Origin of the sequence: Synechococcus sp. A10-1-5-9, assembly GCF_047716785.1 — a bacterium.
Classification (GTDB): domain Bacteria; phylum Cyanobacteriota; class Cyanobacteriia; order PCC-6307; family Cyanobiaceae; genus Synechococcus_C.
The window spans coordinates 2498818-2521857 of the sequence record NZ_CP180406.1 but is presented as its reverse complement, the minus strand read 5'-3'; the positions used below and the strand labels follow the sequence as shown (position 1 = coordinate 2521857).

The 23040-nt window shown below is 58.9% G+C and carries 27 protein-coding genes, 1 tRNA gene and 1 pseudogene; 17 read left to right on the top strand and 12 right to left on the bottom strand.

What is annotated here, in order from left to right; translation table 11 throughout:
* Positions 1-76: 76 nt before the first annotated feature.
* Both ACLM45_RS13345 and psaJ read left to right on the top strand, forming a co-directional pair.
* On the top strand, positions 77-556 hold the full coding sequence (locus ACLM45_RS13345) for a photosystem I reaction center subunit III (PsaF) (protein WP_006043530.1): 480 nt from the start codon (positions 77-79) through the stop codon (positions 554-556).
* A 38-nt stretch (positions 557-594) separates the two neighbouring features.
* Positions 595-714 carry a photosystem I reaction center subunit IX gene (psaJ, locus tag ACLM45_RS13340; protein WP_006043529.1) on the top strand — a complete coding sequence of 40 codons (120 nt, stop codon included), beginning with the start codon at positions 595-597 and terminating at the stop codon, positions 712-714.
* A 66-nt stretch (positions 715-780) separates the two neighbouring features.
* On the opposite strand, the gene gmk is transcribed toward psaJ, so the two are convergent.
* Complete coding sequence (gene gmk, locus ACLM45_RS13335; protein WP_415409743.1) at positions 781-1350, bottom strand: guanylate kinase; 570 nt, start codon at positions 1348-1350, stop codon at positions 781-783.
* A gap of 63 nt (positions 1351-1413) precedes the next feature.
* Here gmk and ACLM45_RS13330 point away from each other — a divergent pair, with 63 nt between their 5' ends.
* Positions 1414-3129 (top strand): Rqc2 family fibronectin-binding protein, encoded by a 1716-nt coding sequence (locus ACLM45_RS13330; protein ID WP_415409742.1) that lies wholly within the window; start codon positions 1414-1416, stop codon positions 3127-3129.
* 98 nt (positions 3130-3227) lie between these two features.
* Entirely contained in the window at positions 3228-3977 is a 750-nt protein-coding gene (gene tatC / locus ACLM45_RS13325; RefSeq protein WP_006043526.1) for a twin-arginine translocase subunit TatC, read from the top strand.
* Here the strand turns inward: tatC and ACLM45_RS13320 are convergent.
* Positions 3928-4293 (bottom strand): DUF3067 family protein, encoded by a 366-nt coding sequence (locus ACLM45_RS13320; protein WP_415409740.1) that lies wholly within the window; start codon positions 4291-4293, stop codon positions 3928-3930. The two genes, tatC and ACLM45_RS13320, sit on opposite strands and share 50 nt — an antisense overlap.
* An 85-nt stretch (positions 4294-4378) precedes the next feature.
* Between ACLM45_RS13320 and petC the strand changes: the two genes are divergently transcribed.
* From petC to ACLM45_RS13285, 7 genes and pseudogenes are all read left to right on the top strand, one after another.
* The gene (gene petC / locus ACLM45_RS13315) at positions 4379-4915 is read left to right on the top strand and encodes a cytochrome b6-f complex iron-sulfur subunit (protein ID WP_006043524.1); all 537 of its coding nucleotides are present in this window, start codon (positions 4379-4381) and stop codon (positions 4913-4915) included.
* 41 nt (positions 4916-4956) lie between these two features.
* Complete coding sequence (gene petA / locus ACLM45_RS13310) at positions 4957-5889, top strand: cytochrome f (protein ID WP_415409738.1); 933 nt, start codon at positions 4957-4959, stop codon at positions 5887-5889.
* A gap of 8 nt (positions 5890-5897) precedes the next feature.
* On the top strand, positions 5898-6761 hold the full coding sequence (gene lgt / locus ACLM45_RS13305) for a prolipoprotein diacylglyceryl transferase (protein ID WP_415409737.1): 864 nt from the start codon (positions 5898-5900) through the stop codon (positions 6759-6761).
* Positions 6758-7525 (top strand): precorrin-4 C(11)-methyltransferase, encoded by a 768-nt coding sequence (cobM, locus tag ACLM45_RS13300; protein ID WP_415409735.1) that lies wholly within the window; start codon positions 6758-6760, stop codon positions 7523-7525. Before lgt ends, cobM begins: the two co-directional genes overlap by 4 nt.
* A gap of 32 nt (positions 7526-7557) precedes the next feature.
* Positions 7558-7629, top strand: a tRNA-Val gene (locus ACLM45_RS13295).
* Between the two features lie 107 nt (positions 7630-7736).
* Positions 7737-7967, top strand: a pseudogene (locus tag ACLM45_RS13290) (helix-turn-helix domain-containing protein); the annotation flags it as partial.
* A 312-nt stretch (positions 7968-8279) separates the two neighbouring features.
* Positions 8280-8540: a RodZ domain-containing protein gene (locus tag ACLM45_RS13285; RefSeq protein WP_415411454.1), complete on the top strand. Its 261-nt coding sequence runs from the start codon at positions 8280-8282 to the stop codon at positions 8538-8540.
* On the opposite strand, the gene ACLM45_RS13280 is transcribed toward ACLM45_RS13285, so the two are convergent.
* Positions 8524-10185, bottom strand: coding sequence for a Ppx/GppA phosphatase family protein (locus tag ACLM45_RS13280; RefSeq protein ID WP_415409734.1), 1662 nt, complete (start codon positions 10183-10185; stop codon positions 8524-8526). The two genes, ACLM45_RS13285 and ACLM45_RS13280, sit on opposite strands and share 17 nt — an antisense overlap.
* Before the next feature lie 97 nt (positions 10186-10282).
* Between ACLM45_RS13280 and ACLM45_RS13275 the strand changes: the two genes are divergently transcribed.
* Together ACLM45_RS13275 and ACLM45_RS13270 are read left to right on the top strand one after the other, a co-directional pair.
* Positions 10283-11179: a 4-hydroxybenzoate polyprenyltransferase gene (locus ACLM45_RS13275; RefSeq protein ID WP_415409733.1), complete on the top strand. Its 897-nt coding sequence runs from the start codon at positions 10283-10285 to the stop codon at positions 11177-11179.
* On the top strand, positions 11179-12099 hold the full coding sequence (locus ACLM45_RS13270; protein WP_415409731.1) for a S66 peptidase family protein: 921 nt from the start codon (positions 11179-11181) through the stop codon (positions 12097-12099). Before ACLM45_RS13275 ends, ACLM45_RS13270 begins: the two co-directional genes overlap by 1 nt.
* On the opposite strand, the gene ispD is transcribed toward ACLM45_RS13270, so the two are convergent.
* Positions 12090-12761: a 2-C-methyl-D-erythritol 4-phosphate cytidylyltransferase gene (gene ispD, locus ACLM45_RS13265; RefSeq protein WP_415411437.1), complete on the bottom strand. Its 672-nt coding sequence runs from the start codon at positions 12759-12761 to the stop codon at positions 12090-12092. The genes ACLM45_RS13270 and ispD overlap by 10 nt on opposite strands.
* Positions 12762-12833: 72 nt before the next feature.
* Between ispD and ACLM45_RS13260 the strand changes: the two genes are divergently transcribed.
* The 3 genes from ACLM45_RS13260 to fabG all read left to right on the top strand — a co-directional run bounded on the left by ACLM45_RS13260 (position 12834) and on the right by fabG (position 15582).
* On the top strand, positions 12834-13661 hold the full coding sequence (locus ACLM45_RS13260; protein ID WP_415409730.1) for a glycosyltransferase family 9 protein: 828 nt from the start codon (positions 12834-12836) through the stop codon (positions 13659-13661).
* Entirely contained in the window at positions 13661-14767 is a 1107-nt protein-coding gene (locus ACLM45_RS13255; protein WP_415409729.1) for a potassium channel family protein, read from the top strand. Before ACLM45_RS13260 ends, ACLM45_RS13255 begins: the two co-directional genes overlap by 1 nt.
* A 62-nt stretch (positions 14768-14829) precedes the next feature.
* Positions 14830-15582 carry a 3-oxoacyl-[acyl-carrier-protein] reductase gene (gene fabG, locus ACLM45_RS13250; protein WP_415409728.1) on the top strand — a complete coding sequence of 251 codons (753 nt, stop codon included), beginning with the start codon at positions 14830-14832 and terminating at the stop codon, positions 15580-15582.
* 28 nt (positions 15583-15610) lie between these two features.
* On the opposite strand, the gene ACLM45_RS13245 is transcribed toward fabG, so the two are convergent.
* Positions 15611-15799 (bottom strand): hypothetical protein, encoded by a 189-nt coding sequence (locus tag ACLM45_RS13245; protein WP_006043512.1) that lies wholly within the window; start codon positions 15797-15799, stop codon positions 15611-15613.
* A 129-nt stretch (positions 15800-15928) separates the two neighbouring features.
* On the opposite strand from ACLM45_RS13245, the gene groL reads away from it, so the two are divergent.
* Positions 15929-17590 (top strand): chaperonin GroEL, encoded by a 1662-nt coding sequence (gene groL, locus ACLM45_RS13240; protein ID WP_415409727.1) that lies wholly within the window; start codon positions 15929-15931, stop codon positions 17588-17590.
* A 37-nt stretch (positions 17591-17627) separates the two neighbouring features.
* Here groL and ACLM45_RS13235 read toward each other — a convergent pair whose 3' ends face one another.
* From ACLM45_RS13235 to ACLM45_RS13205, 7 genes are read right to left on the bottom strand one after another with little or no spacing between them, the layout of a single operon-like run.
* Positions 17628-17810, bottom strand: coding sequence for a hypothetical protein (locus tag ACLM45_RS13235; protein WP_006043510.1), 183 nt, complete (start codon positions 17808-17810; stop codon positions 17628-17630).
* An 18-nt stretch (positions 17811-17828) separates the two neighbouring features.
* Positions 17829-18545 carry an N-acetylmannosamine-6-phosphate 2-epimerase gene (locus ACLM45_RS13230; protein ID WP_415409726.1) on the bottom strand — a complete coding sequence of 239 codons (717 nt, stop codon included), beginning with the start codon at positions 18543-18545 and terminating at the stop codon, positions 17829-17831.
* On the bottom strand, positions 18545-18979 hold the full coding sequence (locus tag ACLM45_RS13225) for a hypothetical protein (RefSeq protein WP_415409724.1): 435 nt from the start codon (positions 18977-18979) through the stop codon (positions 18545-18547). Before ACLM45_RS13225 ends, ACLM45_RS13230 begins: the two co-directional genes overlap by 1 nt.
* 4 nt (positions 18980-18983) lie before the next feature.
* Positions 18984-19841, bottom strand: a complete 858-nt coding sequence (locus ACLM45_RS13220; RefSeq protein ID WP_006043507.1) for an ABC transporter permease — start codon at positions 19839-19841, stop codon at positions 18984-18986.
* Positions 19842-19879: 38 nt separating this feature from the next.
* Complete coding sequence (locus ACLM45_RS13215; RefSeq protein ID WP_415409722.1) at positions 19880-20893, bottom strand: ATP-binding cassette domain-containing protein; 1014 nt, start codon at positions 20891-20893, stop codon at positions 19880-19882.
* A 29-nt stretch (positions 20894-20922) separates the two neighbouring features.
* On the bottom strand, positions 20923-21924 hold the full coding sequence (locus ACLM45_RS13210) for a heme o synthase (protein WP_415409721.1): 1002 nt from the start codon (positions 21922-21924) through the stop codon (positions 20923-20925).
* On the bottom strand, positions 21917-22831 hold the full coding sequence (locus ACLM45_RS13205) for a COX15/CtaA family protein (protein ID WP_415409720.1): 915 nt from the start codon (positions 22829-22831) through the stop codon (positions 21917-21919). The genes ACLM45_RS13210 and ACLM45_RS13205 overlap by 8 nt, the downstream gene beginning before the upstream one ends.
* Positions 22832-23040: the final 209 nt, after the last annotated feature.

Here is a 23040-nt window from a genome sequence, read left to right as displayed (position 1 = left end):
TCAGGCAGAAAGCCTCCACTACTGTCACCATGTGACATCCTGCCGCTCCGGGGCAGGCATAACAGGAACCGTTCCGATGCGTCGTTTTTTCGCTCTTGCGCTCTCGGCCCTGCTGGTGTTCGGCTTTGCACCAGTCGCCAAGGCTGATGTTGCTGGCCTGACCCCCTGCTCCGAAAGCGCCCGTTTCCAGCAGCGGGCCAGTGCTGCCACCACGCCTCAGGCCAAAGCCCGTTTTGAGATGTACAGCCAAGCCGTGTGTGGTGAGGACGGCCTGCCCCACCTCATCGTTGATGGCCGTTGGGACCATGCTGGTGATTTTGTCTTCCCTGGCCTGATGTTCCTGTACATCGCCGGCTGCATCGGCTGGGCTGGCCGTGAATATCTGAAAGCCACCCGCGGAACCAAGGAGCAGTACACAAAAGAGATTCAGATCGATCTCCCCTTGGCACTGAAGTCCTGCATCGCTGCTGCCACATGGCCCATTGCAGCCTTTGGTGAATTCACGAGCGGAAAAATGCTCGAAAGCGATGACAAGATCACGGTGTCTCCCCGCTGATCTCATTCGATTCCCACAATTTCTAAATTTTTTGATCGATGCAGAAATTCCTCACCACTGCTCCTGTCGTAGCAGCCATTTGGTTCACTCTCACCGCCGGTATTCTGATCGAGTGGAATCGATTTTTTCCTGACCTCCTGTTTCACCCACTCGCCTGATCTTTTTCATTAATGAATGACTAGAGGGCATCAGCCCTCTTTTTTATTGAGCAAGCTCAACCCGCTTCAGACCGCAAGACCCATTAAGTTTTCAAGCTCAGAGAGTGCTGTATCGAGATCGTCATTCACAACAATGGCGTCAAATTCAGACTGAGCATCCAGTTCGGTGCGCGCTCTATCCAACCGACGTTGAATCGCATCGGCTGACTCAGTGGCGCGCCCCTTGATGCGACGTTCGAGTTCCTCGAAGCTCGGTGGCGCCAGAAAGATCTGCAGGGCTTCGGGAAGACTCTTCCTGACCTGGCGGGCGCCCTCCAGTTCAATCTCCAGAAGAACGGGAGTCCCTGCGCCCAAGCGTTCCTCCACAGGCTGACGTGGAGTGCCGTAGCAATGACCGGCAAATTCAGCCCACTCCAATAACCCGTTGCTGCTGACGAGAGCATCGAAGTCTCGACGTGTTTTGAAGAAGTAGTGAACACCTTCCAGCTCACCCGCCCGGGGAGCCCGTGTGGTGGCCGACACCGACAGCCACAGGCTGGGATGGCGCTCCTGCAAGCGGGCGACCAACGTGCCTTTACCGACTCCGCTTGGTCCGGTGAGCAACGCGAGCCGGGCAGTGGCTTGTGACGATGCCATGGCTTGTCTGCAGTCAGGCTGCAGGGTAGGAAGGCACCTACCTCACCGGAACAGCACGCGCGGATGGCCACCAGCACGCTCCAGGTGATGGACCTGACCGCTCTGAAAGCGGTGCTGAAAGATCTGCGCGACCGGGTGTTGCCGAGCCGATTCGAGAAGGCGCAGCAACCTGATGCCCACGCGCTCCAGCTCGGATTTCGAACCCTGCAAGGCATGGTGTGGCTCGAGCTCAGCTGGCAGGCAGAAGCCCCAAGGCTGGTGCAGATCAACGCCCCACGGCGTCATGGCGGAGGGAGCACCCTGGCCCAGCAGATTCAGCACGGCCTACGGCAATTGGCTCTAGTGGAGCTCGAACAGCACGACTTCGAACGTGTTGTGTTCTTTCATCTGGCGCCTCGCCCGGGCAGCCCCCCCGTACGAACGTTGGTTCTTGAACTGATGGGACGCCACAGCAACCTGTTGCTCCTCGACGAACAAAAACGCATCACCGCAATCGGCCGTCAGGTACGGCAACACCAGTCCAGGATCCGCCCACTCAGCACTGGTGATCTCTATACCCCACCACCACCGCTTCAGGGTTTACCACCAAGCCGTGATGAGCCTTTTGCTCAGTGGCAGCGACGCCTCTCCCTGCTTCCGATTCCTCTCGGAAAAGCACTTCGCGAGACCTATCAGGGAATTAGCCCAGCGTTAGCGACCCAGCTCACCACCTTCCCCGGGTCGCTCGACAGCCATGGGCAGCCCTTGAAAGAACAACTTGTCAGCGACATTCACGAATCCCAATGGCAACGCCTCCATGAGCGCTGGTGCTGCTGGCTGCGCCATCTCAACGAAGAAACGTTTTCTCTGCAGCTGGTGGAGAGCGGCTTCCGCGTGTGGAACGAACCACCCGTTGCGAGCGGAGATCAGGGCGTGCTCAGCCTCAGGCTGGGTTGCTACTACCAAGACCATGTGACCAAGCGCCGACTGTCGCGGGAGATCGGCAACCTGCAACAGCGACTCCAACAATGCCGCGAGCGGGAACAGGCCCAACGCGACGAACAGAAACAACGGCTGCAGGACACGGCTGGTGCCGCGGCCCTTCAATCGCAAGCGGACCAGCTGTTGTGTCAACCAGCTCCAGACCGCGACACGATCACCCGCGCGCAAAAGCTTTATCACCAGGCCCGGCGCCTGCGACGCGCGGTTCCCCTGATCGAAGAGCGCCTCCGACATCACGACCAGCGACTGATGCTGATCGAAGGAAGTGAAAGCTTCTTGGAGGATCTCACCCGTGCTGACTGGGACAACCCCGATGAGCGCACTCTTCAGCTGAAAGATCTCCATCAAGAGCTGGAAGAGTTGATGGCACCGAGGCAGCGACGTCGACGTAGCGGTTCACCGACGGGGCAGCCTCAGCCTCTTGAGGTCAACACCAGTGATGGTCTGCAGATCCAGGTGGGCCGCAATCACCGCCAGAACGAATGGATCAGCTTCCGTCAAGCCCGAGCCGGCGATCTCTGGTTCCACGCACAGGAATGTCCAGGTAGCCATGTGGTGTTGAAAGCCTCGATGGCGCCGGCTTCCGAGGAAGCGATTCAACAAGCTGCAGATCTGGCTGCATGGTTCAGTCGTGCCCGCGGCAATCGCACCGTCCCTGTGGTGATGGCAGCGGTCGATGCCCTTCAGCGCATTCCCGGAGCACTCCCTGGAACCGTGCGTCATCGCAATGGAGAACTGCTCTGGGCGGAGCCTGACCGGGCTAGACGCCAACTTGAGGGAAGAGAACTCCTAGCCTGAAGCTTGAACAGATTCATAATCTGAAGCCCTCCGACCCCAACGAATCCACCGTTCTTCCACCGCCACCGCCGATCAAGGTGACGGCAAGGGGCGACGCGATGAATGACGTTGAGATGCCACTGGTGGACCATCTTGAGGAGCTCCGGCAGAGGGTGCTGCGCAGTCTTCTCGCTGTTGCAGTCAGCGCTCTTGCCTGCCTGCTGGCCGTAAGACCGTTGGTCCGACTACTAGAGGAACCCGCAGGATCGATCCGCTTTCTCCAACTCGCTCCTGGGGAGTTCCTGTTCGTGTCGTTCAAGGTGGCTGGCTATGCCGGGCTCACCCTGGCGCTTCCTTACGTGTTGTATCAGGGACTGGCCTTCGTTCTCCCTGGACTCACGCGCAACGAACGTCGCCTGATTGCCCCCGCGGTTGCCGGGTCGGCGGTTTTGTTCATGGCCGGACTTGCATTTGCCTGGTGGGCTCTTGTGCCTGCAGCTCTCAGTTTTCTAGTGAGCTATGGAGCCGACGTGGTGGAACCGATCTGGTCAATCGAGCGCTACCTCGATTTCGTGCTGCTTTTGATGCTGTCGACAGGACTGGCCTTTCAGTTGCCGGTCCTCCAACTGCTGCTTGGCGCCTTTGGCTTGGTGAATTGGCGCCGAATGTTATCGGCCTGGCGTTGGGTCGTGCTCACCTCTGCCCTGGCCGGTGCTGTGCTGACACCCTCCACAGACCCGATCACCATGCTGCTCTTGGGAGGAGCGATCACAGCGCTGTTCCTCATCGGTGTCTTGCTGGTGGCGGTTGTGCAGCGCTTCAAAGCAGAAACTCCTCCAGTCGACCCTCCCCCGGCAACTGCAGGCTGAGGGCTTTGCCAAGCCGGGGGCGATCTTTTGTTGTCTGCAGCCAGTCCCGTACGGCTCCAGCTTCCCCAAGCCTGTTAACTACTTCAAGAACCTCGGACAGGTGCTGTCGATAAGCGTCCTCAGTCAGGGGAAAGGATTGCTGTTCGAGATAAGCCCACATCACCTGCACGTACAAGCGATGACGACGGGTCACGATCTGCATGTCGTAACTGGCCTGCCAGCGGGACCGAAATAGGGCAATGACCTCTTCAGCACTGAGCGGTGCGGCAGGTATCGGCGAAGCAGCCTGGGGAATCACGGAGTCGTCCTTGAACATCGATGAAAATCCCAGTCGCCGCAAAGACTGACAGGACCCAATGCGTCCATAATGATCGCCAACCCGTGCCAATTGACAGTCCGTCATGACCCAAATGCCAGCAGGTGATGTGCCCGGAATGGGGCGCAGGCAGTTCATGAATCTGCTGACCTTCGGGTCGGTCACTGGTGTCGCGCTTGGCGCTCTCTACCCGGTGGTGAACTATTTCATCCCTCCCCGCGCGGCAGGCGGCGGTGGCGGTACCAGCGCTAAGGATGAACTCGGAAACGCAGTCACTGCCAGCGGTTGGTTGAGCTCGCACCCAGCCGGAGACCGAAGCCTCGTCCAGGGCCTGAAGGGTGATCCCACCTACCTGATTGTGGAAGGCGACGACGCCATCGGCAGTTACGGCATCAACGCCATCTGTACACACCTTGGCTGTGTTGTGCCCTGGAACGGTGGAGCGAACAAATTCATGTGTCCCTGCCACGGCAGCCAGTACGACGCCACAGGCAAAGTCGTGAGAGGTCCCGCACCCCTGTCGCTCGCCCTGGCCAATGTGAGCGTCGAAAACGACAACGTGTTCGTGAGCCAATGGACTGACACCGATTTCCGCACGGGCGACAAGCCCTGGTGGGCCTGATCACTCTCGCTTTCTTCGCCCCTTTCCGTTTCCAGCCACCAATGCGTCGCCTCCTTTCGCCTTTATTCGCCGCCCTGATCGTGGGCATCACCGTGCTGACCGCCCCCAACGCCAGTTGGGCCTACCCCTTCTGGGCCCAGCAGAATTACGACTCTCCAAGGGAAGCCACTGGAAAGATCGTTTGCGCCAACTGCCATCTTGCCCAGAAACTCACCCAAGCCGAGGTACCCCAGGCGGTCTTGCCCGACAGCGTGTTCAAAGCTGTCGTGAAGATTCCTTATGACACAGCCGTTCCCGAGATCGGTGCCGACGGCAGTGAAGTGCCCCTCCAAGTCGGCGCCGTGGTGATGCTTCCCGATGGTTTCACCCTGGCACCGCAAGACCGCTGGACGGATGACATCAAGGAAGAAACCGAAGGCGTCTACTTCAGTGAATACAGCGACGATCAGCCCAATGTGATCCTTGTCGGTCCGATCCCCGGTGATCAGCACCAGGAGATCGTCTTCCCAGTTCTGTCACCAGATCCTGCCACTGACAGCAACATCCATTTCGGCAAATACTCCATTCACGTGGGGGGCAACCGTGGCCGTGGCCAGGTGTACCCCACGGGTGAAAAGAGCAACAACACCGTATTCACAGCGCCGTCCACCGGAACCGTGAGTTCCATCGAAGCGGGTGAAAACGGAGCGAGCGTGGTGACCATCGCTTCAGCAGATGGCAGTGAGCTGTCTGAAACCATTCCTGTTGGACCGGCATTGATCGTGTCCGTCGGCGATGCCGTTGAAGCGGGTGCTCCAATCACCAATGATCCCAATGTGGGTGGCTTTGGTCAGCTCGATACCGAAGTGGTTCTCCAGAACCCTGTGAGGATCTATGGCCTGCTGGCCTTCTTCGCAGCCGTGGCCCTAGCCCAGATCATGCTGGTGCTGAAGAAAAAGCAGTTTGAAAAAGTGCAGGCTGCGGAGGGCTTTTGAATTCGGTGTTGGTTTCTGCCGTCTTCACCTCCCCTGGGCCCGAGCTCTTTCAGCTCGGGCCTTTCGTTCTTCGCTGGTATGGCCTTCTCATTGCACTAGCCGTGCTGATTGGCCTGAATCTCTCCAGCTGGCTGGCCCGTCAACGTGGTCTTGATGGATCATTAATCAGTGACCTCTTACCCATTCTCGTGCTCGCATCTGTTGTCGGAGCGCGGATGTACTACGTGACCTTTGAGTGGCGGTCGTATCAGAGTTCTTGGTGGGATGCTTTTGCCATCTGGCGGGGAGGGATTGCCATCCATGGAGCCTTGATCGCGGGAACGCTCTCGGTGATCGTGTTCTGCCGATGGCGACGCGTTCCCTTTTGGGATGTTCTGGATGTGTTGGTGCCCTCTGTGATTCTCGGGCAAGCCATCGGTCGATGGGGCAACTTTTTTAACTCAGAGGCTTTTGGAGTTCCTACGGATCTTCCCTGGAAACTCTTGGTTCCTTTTGCCAACCGGCCGAGAGTTTTCGCGGATTCGGAGTTCTTTCACCCCACATTCCTCTACGAATCTCTCTGGAATCTGGCTCTTTTTTTTGGGCTCATTGTTTTGTTCAGACTTGGGCAGCGAGGCCGAATTCAGTTGCCATCTGGCGCCTTGAGCTGCTTCTATCTCCTCGGATACAGCCTCGGACGGATCTGGATTGAGGGCCTGCGCATCGATCCCCTCTGCCTTGGGGGGCAACCACCTTTTTGCGAAGGGGGCCTGCGGATCGCCCAGTTAATGAGCCTCGCGCTGATGGCCGTCGCCTCGGCTGGGCTGTTTTGGCTCTATGGACGCCGCGCATCTCTACCTGATCCAGGTCTCCGCCGGGTCGACCCTTCATGACAACCATCTCCATCGTTGGAGCCGGGCCCGGCGCTCCCGACCTGCTCACCCGCAGAGCCGAACAGAGAATTCAATCGGCGGATGTACTGATCTGGACCGATTCCCTTGTGTCACCCGAGATTGCCGCCTTGGCATCAGACCATTGCGAACGAATTCGTACCAGCACACTCACGCTCGAGCAGGTCATCCCCCTGATGATCGATCGATCGAGCCAGGGCTCGCGTGTTGTCCGCCTACATGACGGCGATCCCTGCCTCTACAGCGCACTGAACGAACAAATCTGCGCACTTGCCGATGCTGGTATCACAGTCGAGGTTGTGCCTGGGATCAGCGCCTATCAAGCCACCGCTGCGGCCATCAATGCGGAGCTGACCATTCCCGGCGTGGTACAGACGATCGTGCTTGGTCGCACCGGCGGCCGCACAGGGGTTCCTGAGCGAGAACAGCTGGATCATCTCGCCAGATTGCAAGCTTCGCTTTGCCTATATCTCAGTGCGCGTCATGTTGATGAGGTTCAGTCCACGCTTCTCCAGCATTACCCAGCTGACACACCTGTCGCGATCGGCTACAGGGTGAGCTGGCCCGATCAGTCAATCGATGTGGTGCCGCTTAAGGCGATGGCCGATGCAACAAGGGCAAGAAAGCTGATCCGCACCACGCTGTATGTGATCAGCCCTGCACTTCGGGAACGAAACGGTTCCGAGCGGTCGCGTCTCTATTCCCCCGAGCACGACCACCTGTTCAGACCGCGCGGCGGAGACTGAGTCGCAGTTGGTGGTTTAAGATTAGGTTGTGCGGGCGATTAGCACAGTGGTAGCGCACTTCCTTCACACGGAAGGGGTCACTGGTTCGAATCCAGTATCGCCCATGATTCATCAAAATCTTAATTTTTTCTTAGAGTCGATAGTAAGTAATTTTACGTATAAAATCACAGGCAAGCATTATTATCCGACGACGTCATAGATCAGGAGACCAATGCACTCCGACGAGTCAACTGATCAAACAGAATCAGGTTTGAAGAATGTCGGCAAATGCCTGATGACAGCAAGGCAAAATGCTGGACTCAGTGCGGTGGAACTGGCTGATTCCCTGCACATGGGTCATGAGCAGCTGGACGCACTGGAGAATGGGGACAGAGACCGATTACCAGAACCGGTTTTCATCAAAGCCATGACTCGGCGTGTCGCAGCAAAGCTACAGATTGATTCAGACCCTCTCATTCGTGAACTGTCAATCGCACTCACAGAAAGAGATGCAGCTTCACAAAAGATGGGGTCTCTGAAACCTCAACGGTCAACCTCTCAACCATCTCCATCGACATCACCTTCCAGGTTGACCAACATCTCAGCCTTCTGGAAGACCACGGCCACCATTGCCGTACTGGCCGGGATCGGTGTCGTCAGTGCTTTTGCATTCACCAAGCAGCAACAAACTCCCCCCCCGACCCTTGCGACCGAGGCAACCTCACGTCCAGTTCCGCTAATTGAATCTGAGCAAGTTGTGCCCACTGAGAGGCAAATGTCTGAGGACCTCGGATCCAAGCCTTCCGCTATCACCATCACAAGTCGAGAACCCAGCTGGCTGGAGGTCCGAAACGCCGAGCGCGAGACGATCTACAAGGGAATGCTCGATAAGGAGAAGAGATTGACTGTCAATCCCGGGGACGAGATTTATGCAGGACGCCCAGATCTCGTTCTATTCAGCGATGGAGACAAGCCCCCTCAACCACTCGGCGACATCAGCGATGTTCGCTGGCACAAGATCAATCTTGAACCCTGACCTTCAGGTTGAGTCCGGTGACCTCCCTGACAATGTCCTCACAACTTTCCAAGCTCCATTGTTCAAGGCTGAGATTCTGATTGAGACGTTCAGGAACCAGCTTCAGGATGATTGAGCTAGCTGTAATTTCCACCTCAAGAGTCTCCACGACAGGGTCTGGACGCCGATCAAGGGCTGCGGCCAATCGAAGCAAGAGGGCCATCTCTGAAACAGTGCGGCGGTTGTGCCGTGTCTGCAGCGCCTGCCAGGCCTCATGCCGTTTCTTCGGCAAGCTGCGGCGGTGGTAGCGAGCGATCGCAGCAATCATTAAATGCTCGGATTCTGAGTAGCCGAGCAGTTCTCCATGCCGAATCAGATACCAAGAATGCTTGTGATACGCGCTGAGATTGATGTGCTGGCCACAGGCATGAAGCAAGGAGGCAGCCCACAGCAGATCACGACCTGAGCCATCGTCTTGATGCAGTCGCCCCCTGGTGCTGTCGTAAAGACTGAGAGCATGAGTGGCAACCCGTTCAGCACGGACACGGTTCACTGCGAATCGCTGGGCCTGATGCATCACCGTGCGCTGACGGATGCTGCTCTGGAAGCTGAAGCGATCCTCCAGTAGTCCGTGGCGCAGCATCCAGTCCACAATCAAGCCTTCTCTCAGTGCCCTTTCACTGAGAACCAGCTCTCCAACATCCAGCATCTGCATGGTGGTTTGAAGAATCAAAGCACCAGGAACAATGATCTCCGCCCGTCTGTCGTTGATCGGCGCCAAGTCTCGGCGTTGCGCAGGAGTCATCACCACTAACCGCTCCACAACGCGATCCAAGCGCTGCTTGGAGACCTTGTATCCATGCAGCTTCAGCGGCGGCCGATCGTCCTCAGTGGCTGCCAGAGCACCAATGGCCATAGCTGTACCGCTGGTAGCAACCAGAACGGGCTTCTCACCCGGTTTGATCCGTCTGTGAACCTTATCGACGGCTGGCTCGAGTGATCCCTGAATGAATGCCTGAAGGAACGATCGCCGGTTCGGCGGAATCGGATCATCTTTCACGAAATCTCTCTGCAAACGCACCGCACCCACCCGGGTGCTGGTCAGAGCACGCGCATCACGACCATCCGCCAGGATCAACTCAGTGGATCCACCGCCGATGTCCAGCACGAGATGGGGACGATCGCCAAAGGGCATCCCGGACAGAACCCCGAGATAGATCAGGCGAGCCTCCTCGGGACCGCTCACCAGATCCACATCAAGCCCAAGCTGATCCTGCACCGTTTGCAGGAAATCCCGACCATTGGGAGCTTCACGAACAGCACTGGTGGCAGCGATCACGATCTGTTCCACCTGGTGGCTGATCGCCAGTTCCTTGAAGCGACGAAGACTTTCAAGTCCTCGATCCATCGCTTCAGGCGTCAGCTGGCCTGTGTCCGGATCCTTCTCACCCAACCGGGTGGTTGATTTCTCCGCCAGTTCAATGCTGAACGTCCTCAGTGAGGCATCCACTGATGCCACCAGCATGTGGGTGGAATTCGTGCCGACATCGATGGCTGCAATCTTCCGCAGGCGTTGAGCCGATGGAGAGCTTTCGGACATCTCATGATTGAGCTGCCGGCTGTTCTGGTCCATCGCAGTCTCAAGAAAAGGCTCGGCACCTGGCATGGAGCACCGTGATGGAAACACGCCCACTTTGCCATCGGCACCAGGGGCCCCATGCGCTGATTAAGGTTTAAGAAATTCAAGCCCTTCAACCCAGTCCGTGACCGGCACGCTCTCCTCCCGCCTCACGTCCCCCTGGGTGGCCCTATTGCGCTGGAACAAACCCAGTGGCCGTTTAATCCTTTTAATACCCGCCGGATGGAGCCTCTGGCTGAATCCGGCGGGAACTCCATCCCTGCAGCTCATCCTGCAAATCCTGGTCGGAGGACTCTCCGTCAGTGCAGCAGGCTGCATTGCCAACGACCTCTGGGACCAAAGATTCGACCGTGAGGTGGCACGCACCAGTCAAAGGCCGTTAGCCCGTGGGGATCTCAACCGTGTGCAGGCCTTCACTCTGCTCACCGTCCTGCTGACGCTGGCGCTGATGGTGGTGATCAGCCTGCCTGGAGATGTGCGACTTCTCTGCCTCCAATTAGCGTTTTTAGCCTTACCGCCGATCCTCCTTTACCCCTCCGCCAAGCGCTGGTTTCCCTTTCCACAGGCCGTCCTTGCTCTGTGCTGGGGTTTCGCTGTCCTGATTCCATGGGCTGCAGCCACTGGGTCCCTGAGTCTCAGCCTGCCGCTGGTTGCCACCTGGGGGGCAACACTCTGCTGGACCTTCAGTTTCGACACCGTGTACGCGATGGCGGACCGCCCTGACGACGCCAAGCTCAAGCTCCACAGCAGCGCATTGACCCTCGGGGATTCCGCCGTGAAGGTTGTACGCGCTGGGTATGGACTGACAGCTGCAGGGATCGCTGTTGCAGCCTCTGCTATGCAATCGGGGGTGATCTTCTGGATCTTTTGGAGTGTTGCCTGCATCGCCCTCTGGCGTTCAACCCTCCCCCTGAAGGCGGAAGAACAGCAAGCTGGCTCTGTGTACGCCAAACACTTCGCCAGGCAAGTGCAAATCGGCACTCTGTTGCTCGCCGGGGTCATCCTCAGCCGGTTGGGTTGATGCCACGAATCAAGGCCCCCGTTGTTCAACCGCCGTCACTTAGGCGCGGCGATGCTGTTGCCATCACGGCACCCAGTTCGGCTCTACGCGATGACGACAGCCTGAAACGCGGAATCACCGTGCTCGAATCCTGGGGACTCAAAGTGCAACCCCATCAGCTTGATGCGCGGCACTGGGGATATCTGTCTGGCACCGACCAGCAACGCAGAGCCGACCTCGATCAGCGACCGACCCCACCCCTGCTGGCTTGCGCCCGCGGTGGTTGGGGAGCAGCACGACTGCTCGAACAATCCTGGTCCTGGAGCGCTGGCTGGCTTCTCGGATTCTCCGACATCACGGCCTTGCTCTGTTCAAGGCTCGCCCAGGGCGTCGGAGGAGGCGTGCACGGTCCTTTGGTGACAACCCTGGCCGATGAACCCGACTGGAGCCAGCAACGCCTCCAGGAACTGCTCTTTGATCGGATGGCACCCGATCTCAACGGGGAGACCTGGGTGGGCGGGAAAGCGCAAGGTCCACTGCTCACCGCCAATCTCACCGTGGCATCTCACCTGCTGGGCAGTTCCCATCTGCCCGATATGAGGGGCATGATCCTCGTGATCGAGGACGTCGGTGAAGCTCCTTACCGCCTCGACAGGATGCTGACGCATTGGCGCCTGGCGGGCAGTCTTCAGGGTCTGGCAGGCCTGGGGCTGGGACGGTTCAGCGGCTGCGAGGATTCCAACCTTTCAGCGAGCGCGGAAGAAACGTTCAGCCTGGAGCAAGTCCTGAAGGAACGCACTGTCGATCTGGGCATTCCCGTGATTTCCGGGTTGCCGGTCGGGCATGGCCCAGGAGGCAATGCAGCCCTGCCAGTGGGCGTTCCAGCCTGCCTTGATGCCAACCGGGGAATCCTGAGCCTCGACCTGCCGGATCAGCGCTGAGCCAAGACCGCAGCAGCCACAATGAGATCGAACGGTGTGGTCACCTTGATGTTTCCTGGCCCTGCGTCGAGTACCCGCACCGCCCAGCCAAGACGCTCAAACAACGAGGCATCGTCGGTGACCACCCAGTTGCGGGCTCTCGCCTGGGCATGACCTTCGCGCAGTTCTGACACTGAGAATCCCTGGGGCGTCTGGGCGGCCCATAGCTCAGAACGATCGGGAGTGTCAGTGATCACGCCCTGGGAGTCAACACGCTTGATGGTGTCACTCACAGGGGTTGCAGCGATGACCGCACCGCCCTGAATGAGCACCTCAGTACAGCGATTGAACACCTGCGGAGCCACAAGGCATCGGGCACCGTCATGAATGAGCACCTGGCGTGCGTCCTGGGGTAGGGCCTGCAAGCCTCGCTCCACCGACTCCTGCCGGGTACTACCTCCTTCAATCCAGGTCACCGGTTGCGGGGCTTGGGCGAACAAGGCAGCCATGGCGGGTTGGTCCACAGGTTGGCCGATCACGCCGATCCAATGGATGGACTCAGCTGCGAAGGCGGCCTCGAGGGTCCAGGCGAGGACCGGGCGACCATTCACAGGAAGCAGAAGTTTGTTGCGATCCGCCCCCATGCGCCGGCCACTGCCCGCTGCAGCAATCAACAGATGCACAAGCGACTCCTGCTGATAGCAGGCTGAAACGGCCTCCATACAATCAGCACGCACCCTCTGTGCTGCCGCTTCATGCGCGTTCTTGCTATCAGCCCCGGAAGCCTGCAGCAGCAGCTGGAGCGACTTCCTGCCGTCGCAGCCGTCGCCGAACAGCTCGAAGCCCAGATCCAGGTGGCCTGCGAGCCGGCCCATCGAGCGCTGTGGACCTTGCTTCCTGCTGTTGAAAAAGTGATTCCCTTCCCCTTTGCGGGAGATCCCAATCTCGCTGAATGGGCCAATCTTCTTGGGCTTGTGCGCGAACCCGATTTCCAAGCCTGTCTGAATTTTGCGACCGGACGTCAGGTCAACCTGATGCTTTCGATGAGCCATATCCCCGTTCGTGTGGCAACTGAGGGGTTCTCCAGCACCGCCTTGGTGTCCACTGACCAGGGATGGAAACCCCAGAGATTCGCATCGTTTCTCAAACCCCTGGGCCTGTCCCTGAAAGCAGACGATTTTCGCCTCAGCCTGCCGGCCGAAGCCATGGAGGCCGCCCGCCAGCGACAACCACCCGGAGAGGGACCGCTCCTGCTGTTGGCACCGGATGACTCCGCCAATGACTGGCCCGAAGAGCGTTGGCAGTCTTTGCCCGAGAAGATTCGTGAGCGCTTGCCACAGCTGCGCTGCGAGGTTCTCACCCCCCAAGCACCGTTCGCTCAACGTGCGGCAGCTGTGGCCTGCGCCGATGTTGTTCTGAGCAGCTGCGCGATCACCCAACTGCTATCGGCATACTGCGGCGTTGCCCTGGTGGCGATGGGATCCTCGACCGATAGCCTGCCCTCAAGGGACGTCATCCGGGTCCTACCTGGCGATCGACGGGGCTTGAGCACCGAGGAGGTGATGAAAGCCCTCGGTTTCTAATGAACAAACCGCGACGCCAACAAGTCTCGCGCCGATTGAAAACTGGCCAGCGTCGCCGCCAACTACAGCTCCTGGCCCGCCCATGGCTGCTGCCGGTACTGGCGCTCACGGCCGTGATTCTCAGTGGCGCTATCGGTTACCGCATCACCGAAGGCTGGGACTGGGGTGATTGCCTGTGGATGGTACTGATCACCATCAGCACCATCGGCTACGGCGAGGTGGAGCCACTGTCCCAGGCAGGACGTTTAGTCACCGTGCTGATCATCGCCGGCGGACTGTTGGTGGTCCAGCTCACGATCCAACGGGTGCTGGGACTGTCACAATCCGGCTACTTCCGCCAAGTGCGGGATATTCGATTCCGTCGGATGCTGCGGCGCATGCACGACCACGTGATTCTCTGTGGATATGGCCGGATCGGTAAGGAGATCGGTGAGCAGCTGCTGCTTGAGAACGTTCCGATTCTCGTGGTGGAAATGGATCCAAAACGACAGAGAGCTGCGCAGGAACGAGGACTACAGGTGCTTCAAGCCGATGCAACACTTGATGAAACACTCCTGGAGGCAGGGCTTGACCGCTGCCGAAGCCTGGTGACGGCACTACCCAGCAATGCCGCCAATCTTTATGTGATTCTCAGCGCGAGAGGCCTTCGGAACAACTGCCGGCTGATCGCCAGAGCCGACAGTGATGAGGCCGCCTCCAAACTGGAACTCGCCGGAGCCTCCGTGGTGGTGAGTCCCTACGTCGCCGGAGGCCGGGTCATGGCAGCCACGGCCCTGCGGCCCATCGGCGTTGACTTCATGGATCTACTGGCAGGCTCTGACTGCGAAATCGAGGAGTTCCGATTGAGCCAGGATCCTCTCGTGATGAACCAGCTTTGCAATCGGAGCCTCGCGGAACTGGCGCTCGATCGTCGCAGTGGCGCCATGCTGCTTGCCATCCGCGAGAACAGCACACTGATCGCCAATCCCAGCAGCAGCATGACCCTGGCACCGGGACAGATGCTTGTGGTGATGGGCAGCCAAGATCAACTGACTGCGTTCAGGACGATCCTGGGAGACGCCATCGACACCGTGGAAACCATGAGCGGAGTCACTCCTAAGGATTGACCGATCTCTGAATTCAGCGTGGCTGAGGCTGATGCTTACGATCGTTCGGCTGCAGAGATCGGATGAACCCAACCCGGACCCTCGATGGTCAAACCGCCCTTGTGACCGGTGCCAGCCGGGGAATCGGGCGTGCCGTGGCTCTGGCCCTGGCTAAATGTGGCGCGGAAGTTGTGGTGAATTACGCCAGCTCCCCGGATGCGGCCGAAGCCGTGGTGAAGGAGATCGAAAGCATGGGGCAAAAGGGCTATGCCCTTCAGGCCGACGTGGGCGATGAAGACGCCGTGGACGCACTGATCAAAACGGTGCTTGAGCGCAGCGGTCGCATCGATGTACTAGTCAATAACGCGGGCATCACGCGCGATGGGCTGCTGATGCGGATGAAATCCACCGACTGGAACGCGGTGATCAATCTCAATCTCACCGGAGTGTTTCTCTGCACCCGCGCTGTGACCCGGCCGATGCTCAAGCAAAAAAGCGGTCGGATCATCAACATCACCTCAGTCGTTGGACTGATGGGCAATGCAGGGCAGGCTAATTACGCAGCTGCCAAGGCCGGTGTCGTGGGCCTGACCCGCAGTGCTGCGAAGGAAATGGCAAGCCGGGGTATCACGGTGAATGCCGTAGCCCCAGGATTCATCGCCACCGACATGACCAAGGACCTTGACAGCGAGGGCATTCTCACTGCTATCCCGCTCGGGACGTTCGGGACCCCGGAGCAGGTGGCAGGGGCGGTGCGCTTCCTTGCCGCAGATTCGGCCGCTGCTTACATCACCGGGCAGGTTCTTCAGGTGGATGGCGGCATGGTGATGGGTTGAGCTCAATCCCTCGGTTCAATCGCAGATTTTAAGGGGTTGTTCCAGGTTCAATGGGCTGCACCAGCTCATCTCTGAGCCTGCGAATTTTCTGCAGCAGCTTGTACCGCCGTCTTCGCTCTGTCGCTGTGAGAAAGATCCGCAGTGGCACGTAGACCAGCGCCATGATCCCGGCTAGACCGGTCATCAGAACGAAGAACAGCGCGCCTGAATCGTTCATGGTTCAACGCTACCGAGCAGTCTTCGTTCTGGTGGGCCTGAACAGAGAAAGATTCGGCTTTCCCCACTTCAGGAACCGCCCGAGGCGCCCTGCCGCTGTGGGACATTGACCAACGGGTAAGTGTCACTCATGGCCAAACTTCTCAGTTTTTCGGATGAATCTCGCGCCGCACTGGAGCGAGGCATGAATGCTCTCGCCGATGCCGTGCGCGTCACGATCGGCCCCCGTGGACGCAACGTGGTGCTGGAGAAAAGCTTCGGAGCTCCCGATATCGTCAATGACGGCGACACGATCGCCAAGGAAATTGAACTCGAAGATCCTTTTGAAAACATCGGTGCCAAACTGATTCAACAGGTGGCCTCGAAGACGAAGGACAAAGCCGGTGATGGCACGACGACTGCGACCGTTTTGGCGCAGGCCATGGTGGAGGAAGGTCTACGCAACACCGCAGCCGGTGCCAGCCCGATCGAGCTCCGTCGTGGCATGGAGAAAGCCGTCGCTCTGATCGTTGAAGGTCTCGCCGAGCGCAGCCAGTCCGTCAGTGGAGATGCCATCCGGCAGGTGGCCACAGTGAGTGCCGGAGGCGATGAAGAAGTTGGCCACATGGTGGCTGAAGCCATGGACAAGGTCACCGTCGATGGGGTGATCACCGTCGAGGAATCAAAGTCGTTGGCCACGGAGCTGGAGGTCACCGAAGGAATGGCCTTCGATCGGGGTTACAGCTCGCCTTATTTCGTCACCGATGGTGATCGTCAGATCTGTGAGTTCGAAAATGCTCTGCTGCTGCTGACCGATCGCAAGATCAGTGCCGTGGCTGATCTCGTGCCGATTCTTGAGACGGTTCAAAAAACCGGATCTCCCCTGGTGATCCTGGCCGAGGAAGTCGATGGAGAGGCCTTGGCAACCCTGGTCGTGAACAAAAACCGCGGCGTGCTTCAGGTGGCCGCTGTGCGTGCACCCTCCTTCGGCGAGCGCCGCAAAGCGGCCCTTGCCGACATCGCCATCCTCACCGGTGGAACCGTGATCAGCGAAGACCGAGCCATGACGCTCGACAAGGTGACCCTGGAGGATCTTGGCCGCGTCCGCCGCATCACCATCAGCAAGGAAGAAACCACCATCGTCGCTAGCGAAGACAGCCGTGATGCCGTCGCTGAGCGTGTGGCGTCCATCCGCAGGGAATTGGACAACACCGACTCCGAGTACGACCGCGAGAAGCTCAACGAGCGAATCGCCAAACTCGCCGGCGGTGTGGCCGTGATCAAGGTCGGAGCTCCGACGGAAACCGAGCTCAAGAACCGCAAACTGCGGATCGAAGATGCCCTGAATGCCACCAGAGCCGCCGTTGAAGAAGGCATCGTGGCCGGCGGTGGCAGCACATTGATCCAACTAGCCGGATCCTTGAACGGGCTGGCTGAGCAACTGCACGGTGATCAGCGCACCGGGGTCGAGATTGTGCGTCGGGCTCTGAGTGCACCTCTGCGGCAGATCGCGATCAATGCAGGGGCCAATGGCGATGTGGTTATCGAGCAGGTGCAGCGCACCGGCCAGGGCTTCAATGCACTCTCAGGTGCTTATGAAAACCTCCTGGAAGCTGGCATCCTTGACGCCGCCAAAGTGGTGAGACTGGGCCTGCAGGATGCGGTTTCCATCGCGTCGCTGCTGATTACGACCGAAGTAGTGGTGGCCGATAAGCCCGAACCTCCTGCAGCTCCTGCACCTGGTGGCGATCCCATGGGCGGAATGGGCGGAATGGGCGGAATGGGCGGAATGGGCATGCCCGGAATGATGTGATTGCACTCACGCCCGTCTGATGCGCATGATCCGATGATCAGAACGCACGAATCAGGCGGGCGTGAATACGGCACACCGCCAACGCCTCTCGAGGTGGCTTGCTGCAAAGCTGTCCCAACTCCCGGTTGAGAGCTTGAAGCTCTCCCATCGGCAGGCTTGCCATCGGCAGCCCGAACACAAATCCAGTCATCAAGACTGGGAGGACAACCAGGCGAGCCACGACCGAGTCTCACAGGACTCAATCAGTTTGCCTGGTGATGTGTCGGTGATAAGACGCCACCTGAAGATCCACACCCGTAATCGCGGTGCCCACAACCACTGCATCAGCGCCCTCGTCGATGGCTTCGCTAGCGGTCTGCGGAGACGCGATACCTCCCTCACAGATCAACATTGTTTCCGCTGAAAGCTGAGCGCGTAACGGCTTCAAAAGATGCAAGCCGGGCGGTCTCGACTCTTTGGTCTGTTCGGTGTAGCCAAACAGGGTGGTGCCAATCCAGTCGCATCCCAAGGCCGCGGCTCTCAAGCCGTTTTCCACGCTGTCGACATCGGCCATCAACGGCGCTCCGAGATCATCCTTGGCCCGTTTCACCAGGCTCTCTAAGTCCTCACCATTGGGCCTAGACCGATCAGTTGCATCGAGCGCCACCACATCAGCACCAGCCCCCCAAACAGCTTTCACTTCGTGCCAGCGCGGCGTGATGTAAACCGAGCTATCTGCCCAAGAACGCTTCCAAAGTCCAATAATCAGAGCGTTCGGACAACGTTCGCGTACTGCACCGATGTGCTCAGGACTCTCCAACCTGACGCCGATGGCACCGTTTCGCAATGAGGCTTCGGCCATGGCGGCGATGACATCGGGATGACGCATCGGTGAGCCCTCAGGCGCCTGAACGGACACGATCAGCCCATGGTTGAGTTGCTGCCGATTGAACCCAGCGCCGCAAGACGAAGTCATCAGGAGGCTTTGTGGGATTCAGGGAGTGGGAGCGGCTTGAGCCAGCGGCGCAGTCGGTGAGGGCTAGCGATTGGAACAGGAACAACAGAAGCAGGCACTGAATGCGCTTGCTCCTTCAGCTCTAAAGGCTCCTGCTCCTTCAGCTCTAAAGGCTCCTGCTCCTTCAGCTCCGCGCCTGTCTGTCCTAGACCCAGGATGCGGTCCACCTCATCTTGAGACACCTCTATAGGAGGTAGCTCTGAATTGTCCTGAGGGACCTCCGACTGAATCATGGTCTGATCGGCACCAGGCAAAGAGGCCACTCCATAACGGTGAACCCACTGAAGTTCCAGACGCTGTAATCGCCGAATATCACCCTCCTGCCGCGATTGCTCGATCTGACGCTGCAAGGAGATCTGGCGAGGGTCCTGATGCTGGTAAGGAGAGAAAGTCACGGGATCAGGCGAGCTTGCGATTGAGCAGGGGGCGAATGAGAAGAAACAGGCCGGCTGTCAGCAGAGAAAGCACAAGCAGACAGGTGGTGCCGGTCACATCCCCGTAGGGAGCTTCCAGAAGAACGGAAGAAAGATCCAACGGACCGGCATAGGCGGCACGGATGGGTTCTATCGCGAAGGTAAGGGGATTCAGCGCTGCTAGCCAGCCCAACCAGGGAGGCATGTAACTAAGGGGAGCCAAGGCGGTACTGGCGAACAAAAGAGGCAAGTTCGCTACGAAGATCACGGCGATCAGCTCGATATGACCGGGAAGCGCGAAGGCGAGCCCGAGGCTCAAGGCGGTCACAGCAAACACCAGCAGCAGAAGCGTGACCATCACGAGAACAAGACCTGCCGCTCCTGGCCAGCCGTATCCAAGAAGTGAGGCCGTGATCATGATTGCCAGACTCTGCACAAGGCTCAAGGTGGTGATGTAGATCACAGAGGCGAGCACAATCGAACTGCGACTGCGCAATGGAGCCACAAGCAGGCGATTGAGGAAACCGAATTCCCGATCAAACATCACCGGTAAGCCGGCATTGAGAGCTCCGCTGAACGCTGTGAACACAATCACCCCAGCACCCAGGAACCGCCCGTAACTCACACCGCCGGGCAGAAGGCCTTCCGGAGCTCTGGAAAACAAAGCGCCGAACAGAACCAGCCAGATCAAAGGCTGAAGGATCCCCGCCACCAGGGTGGACGGTCGCCGCTGAAGTTGGACGAACAGCCTGCGGGTGAGAGCGCCTGTCTCCTGGGCAAGCTCAGACATGGCGGAGCGTTGGTACTGCCGTGGGGTGGAGAGATCGAAAGCAGGGTTGGTCATGAATCAGAACAACGAAAAAAAGCAACCGTGTTGAAGCTTCAACGCATCGACTGTCGACGCTCCTGCTTGGGATCACGCTGACCGACCACCGCAAGTTCGGCATCCATCAGGGTGCGGCCCGTCGCCTGCAGGTAGACATCATCCAGGCTTGGTCGACTCTGGGCCAGGGAGAACACGGGAAGATCGCTTTCACCCAGGCGCTGCTTGAGGCGGGGGAGGACATGGTCTCCATCCACAACAAGGTTCAAGGAATGTCCTTGAGCCCTGTTGATCACGATCCTGCGCACGCCTTCAACGGCATCCAGAAGCTCACGGACCCTTTCCGCCTCAGTTTGATTACTGAATTCACGCACACGCAGCGTGACGCGATCGCCTCCAAGGGCACATTTCAGCTCTTCGGGGGACCCCTCAGCAATCACCCGACCAGCGTCGATGATCGCCATGCGTTCGGCCAGGGCCTCAACCTCCTCGAGGTAATGACTGCTGAGCAGGATGGTTGTGCCTTGGTCCCTGAGGTCCTGAAGCACATCCCAGATCACGGCGCGACTCTCGAGATCAAGGCCAACGGTGGGCTCATCAAGCACCAAAAGGCGTGGAGAATGCAATAAACCAGCAGCAAGATCCAACCGGCGCCGCATCCCACCGGAATAGGTTCCGCAGCGCCGGTCAATCCAATCCCCCATCGAAAGACGCTGAATCAGATCATCGATGCGCTGATTCCTGTCCAATCTGGGCAGGTGATAAAGATCGCCCTGCAAAGCCAGAAGTTCACGACCTGTGAGGATTTTGTCGATCGCCACCTCTTGGGCCACGTACCCAAGGATCTGTCGTACTTGACGGGGGTTCTGCAACGCATCGACTCCGGCCACAATCACCCGACCGTGATCGGGTGATAGCAGCGTGGCGAGGATGCGCAATGTCGTGGTTTTACCAGCCCCATTGGGACCGAGAAATCCGTAGAGGCAGCCTTCAGGAACAGCGAGAGTGAGATCCGTCAGAGCCGGAACCATCCCGTAGGACTTCACCAGATGATCCAGCTCAATCAGTGACATCCCGTCCTAGGAAACACGTGGGGCAAAATCTAGGCACTGATGCCGGAGAAGCCGCTCGGGAAGGAAGCAATCCAGCTTCTTAGCTGTAGGTCAAATAATGCAGCACCTGATTGACGGCTGAAGATCAGGAGCAGACAGATCCCGAAGAGATAGAGAATCGACCAGCGGAACAGGCCCTTGGCGCGCTCGGTGCTGTCGGGCTCATCAGCGAGCCGTTCAACCATTTGCAACAGCCTTCCATTGAAAGGAAGCAGAAGCAGGCCGTACAGCAAGCCCCCTTCAGGGAGAGCCCAAACTCCCAAAAAGCTGATGATCACCGTTGCCCACCCATAACGACGAATTGCCCGCGCCGTCACAAGCGGCCCTTTCACCACCGGCAACATGGGGATGCCTACGGCGCGGTAGTCATCGCGCAGCAATAAGGCGAGAGCCCAGAAATGGGCAGGAGTCCACACCATCACCAAGGCGAACAACCACCAACCACCGAGGCCGACATGTCCGGTAGCTGCAGCGGCTCCGACCAACGGTGGAATCGCCCCAGCTACCCCTCCGATCACAATGTTTTGAGGTGTCCGAGGCTTGAGGAGAGCTGTGTAGAGCAGCACATAGCTGCATAGCCCCAGTAGCGAAAGTCCCGCAGCAAGGCAGTTCACCCCGCTCACCAGCAGGGTTGCAGCGGCTAGTGCGCAGGAGACCGCGCCTGCGAAGGCCGCTGAGGGAGACAGGCGGCCCGATGGCAGGGCTCGTCCACTGGTGCGCTGCATTCGGCCGTCGAGCTCTTGCTCCCAAAGACAGTTGAGAACACCGGCAGCTGCAGCAGCGAGGGCACCTCCACCCAGGGTGCAGACAAGCCGAGGCGACGACAGCGGCCAACCTTCCGTGAGCGCCATTCCCCCAAGGGTGGTGGCCAGCAGAAGAGGAATCAGGCGTGGCTTGGCCACCTCCAACCAGGGAGGAAGCTTGATACGTTTTCTCGAGGGAACAACCTGCTCCCGAGTGAGCGGGACTGCTGTGGCGGATGAACTAGCCATGACAAGTCTCCAGAATTGATGAGTCGAGGACGACAGGACGGGGTGCCGATGACGCCGGAGGACGACGGCAGGTGAGAGCGGAAAGCACGGCCACCAAAAGACAGGCCACGAGCTGATGTCCCACAGTCAATGCCGGCTGGGCCAAGCCCATGCGCAACGTCGACACCCCGAGAGCGACCTGGGCTGCCACCAGAGAAAGCGCCATGAGCAGCAGCGGCCACTGCTGCCGGGCCCAGCCACCGGCGAGCAGGGCCACGACAACAAACAGAGCGACAGCGGTTGCCACAGGAGTTGCAAAGGATCGATGCCAGTGCAGCCATTGGCAGGACTGACCAGTCTCAAGACAGCGCTGAGCTGCCCAGGACGTTGCCATCCGCCCCCCGACAAGACTCTGAGCGGTGACAGCAAAAACGCTCATCCCCCCGAGCCAGGGCCACCAACGCGGGGCAGAAGCAGCTTCGGAGTCGCTCAATAAAACTTGGGTTAGGCCGCTCACAGAGATCACAAGGGTCAACGCGAGTGCCAGATGGGCCGTCACGACGGCCGACGGCAAGAGCTGAAGCACGGTGAGAGCCCCCAGGCCTCCCTGCAGAGCCACCATCAGCACTAGGAAACCGCTGAAGGGAAGAAGCCAGGCCGGCAGATTGCGTCGATGCCACCCAACAACAGCGAGCTGCACAAGCAGAGCGACGCCCACCACAAACGCATCGAGCCGGTGAAACCATTCCAGAAAGACCTGCAGATTCATCTGCCGACCTGGAAGGAACGTCCCGTAGCAGAGAGGCCAGTCAGGACAGGCCAGACCGGCCTCCATCACACGGGTGGCACCACCGATGACGACCAGGGCTACGAGGGCCACCACCAAATGCGCTGCAAGCTGAGCGAGACGGAGTCGGATCGAACCCATGGACGATGCAGTCAACGCCGGCTCCGCGGAAAACCTGGGATATCCAAAACGTAGCGATTTGAATCAGAACGACACGCTCTTTGCAGAAGTACAACATCAAGTCTTCTGATTAATGCGATTTCGCTGACATGAGAGGGATCATGCAAGTCAAAACGAAGGAATTTCAGGCGTTTTTAACAATCACCCCGTGGTGAATGGCGCAGAGCTCC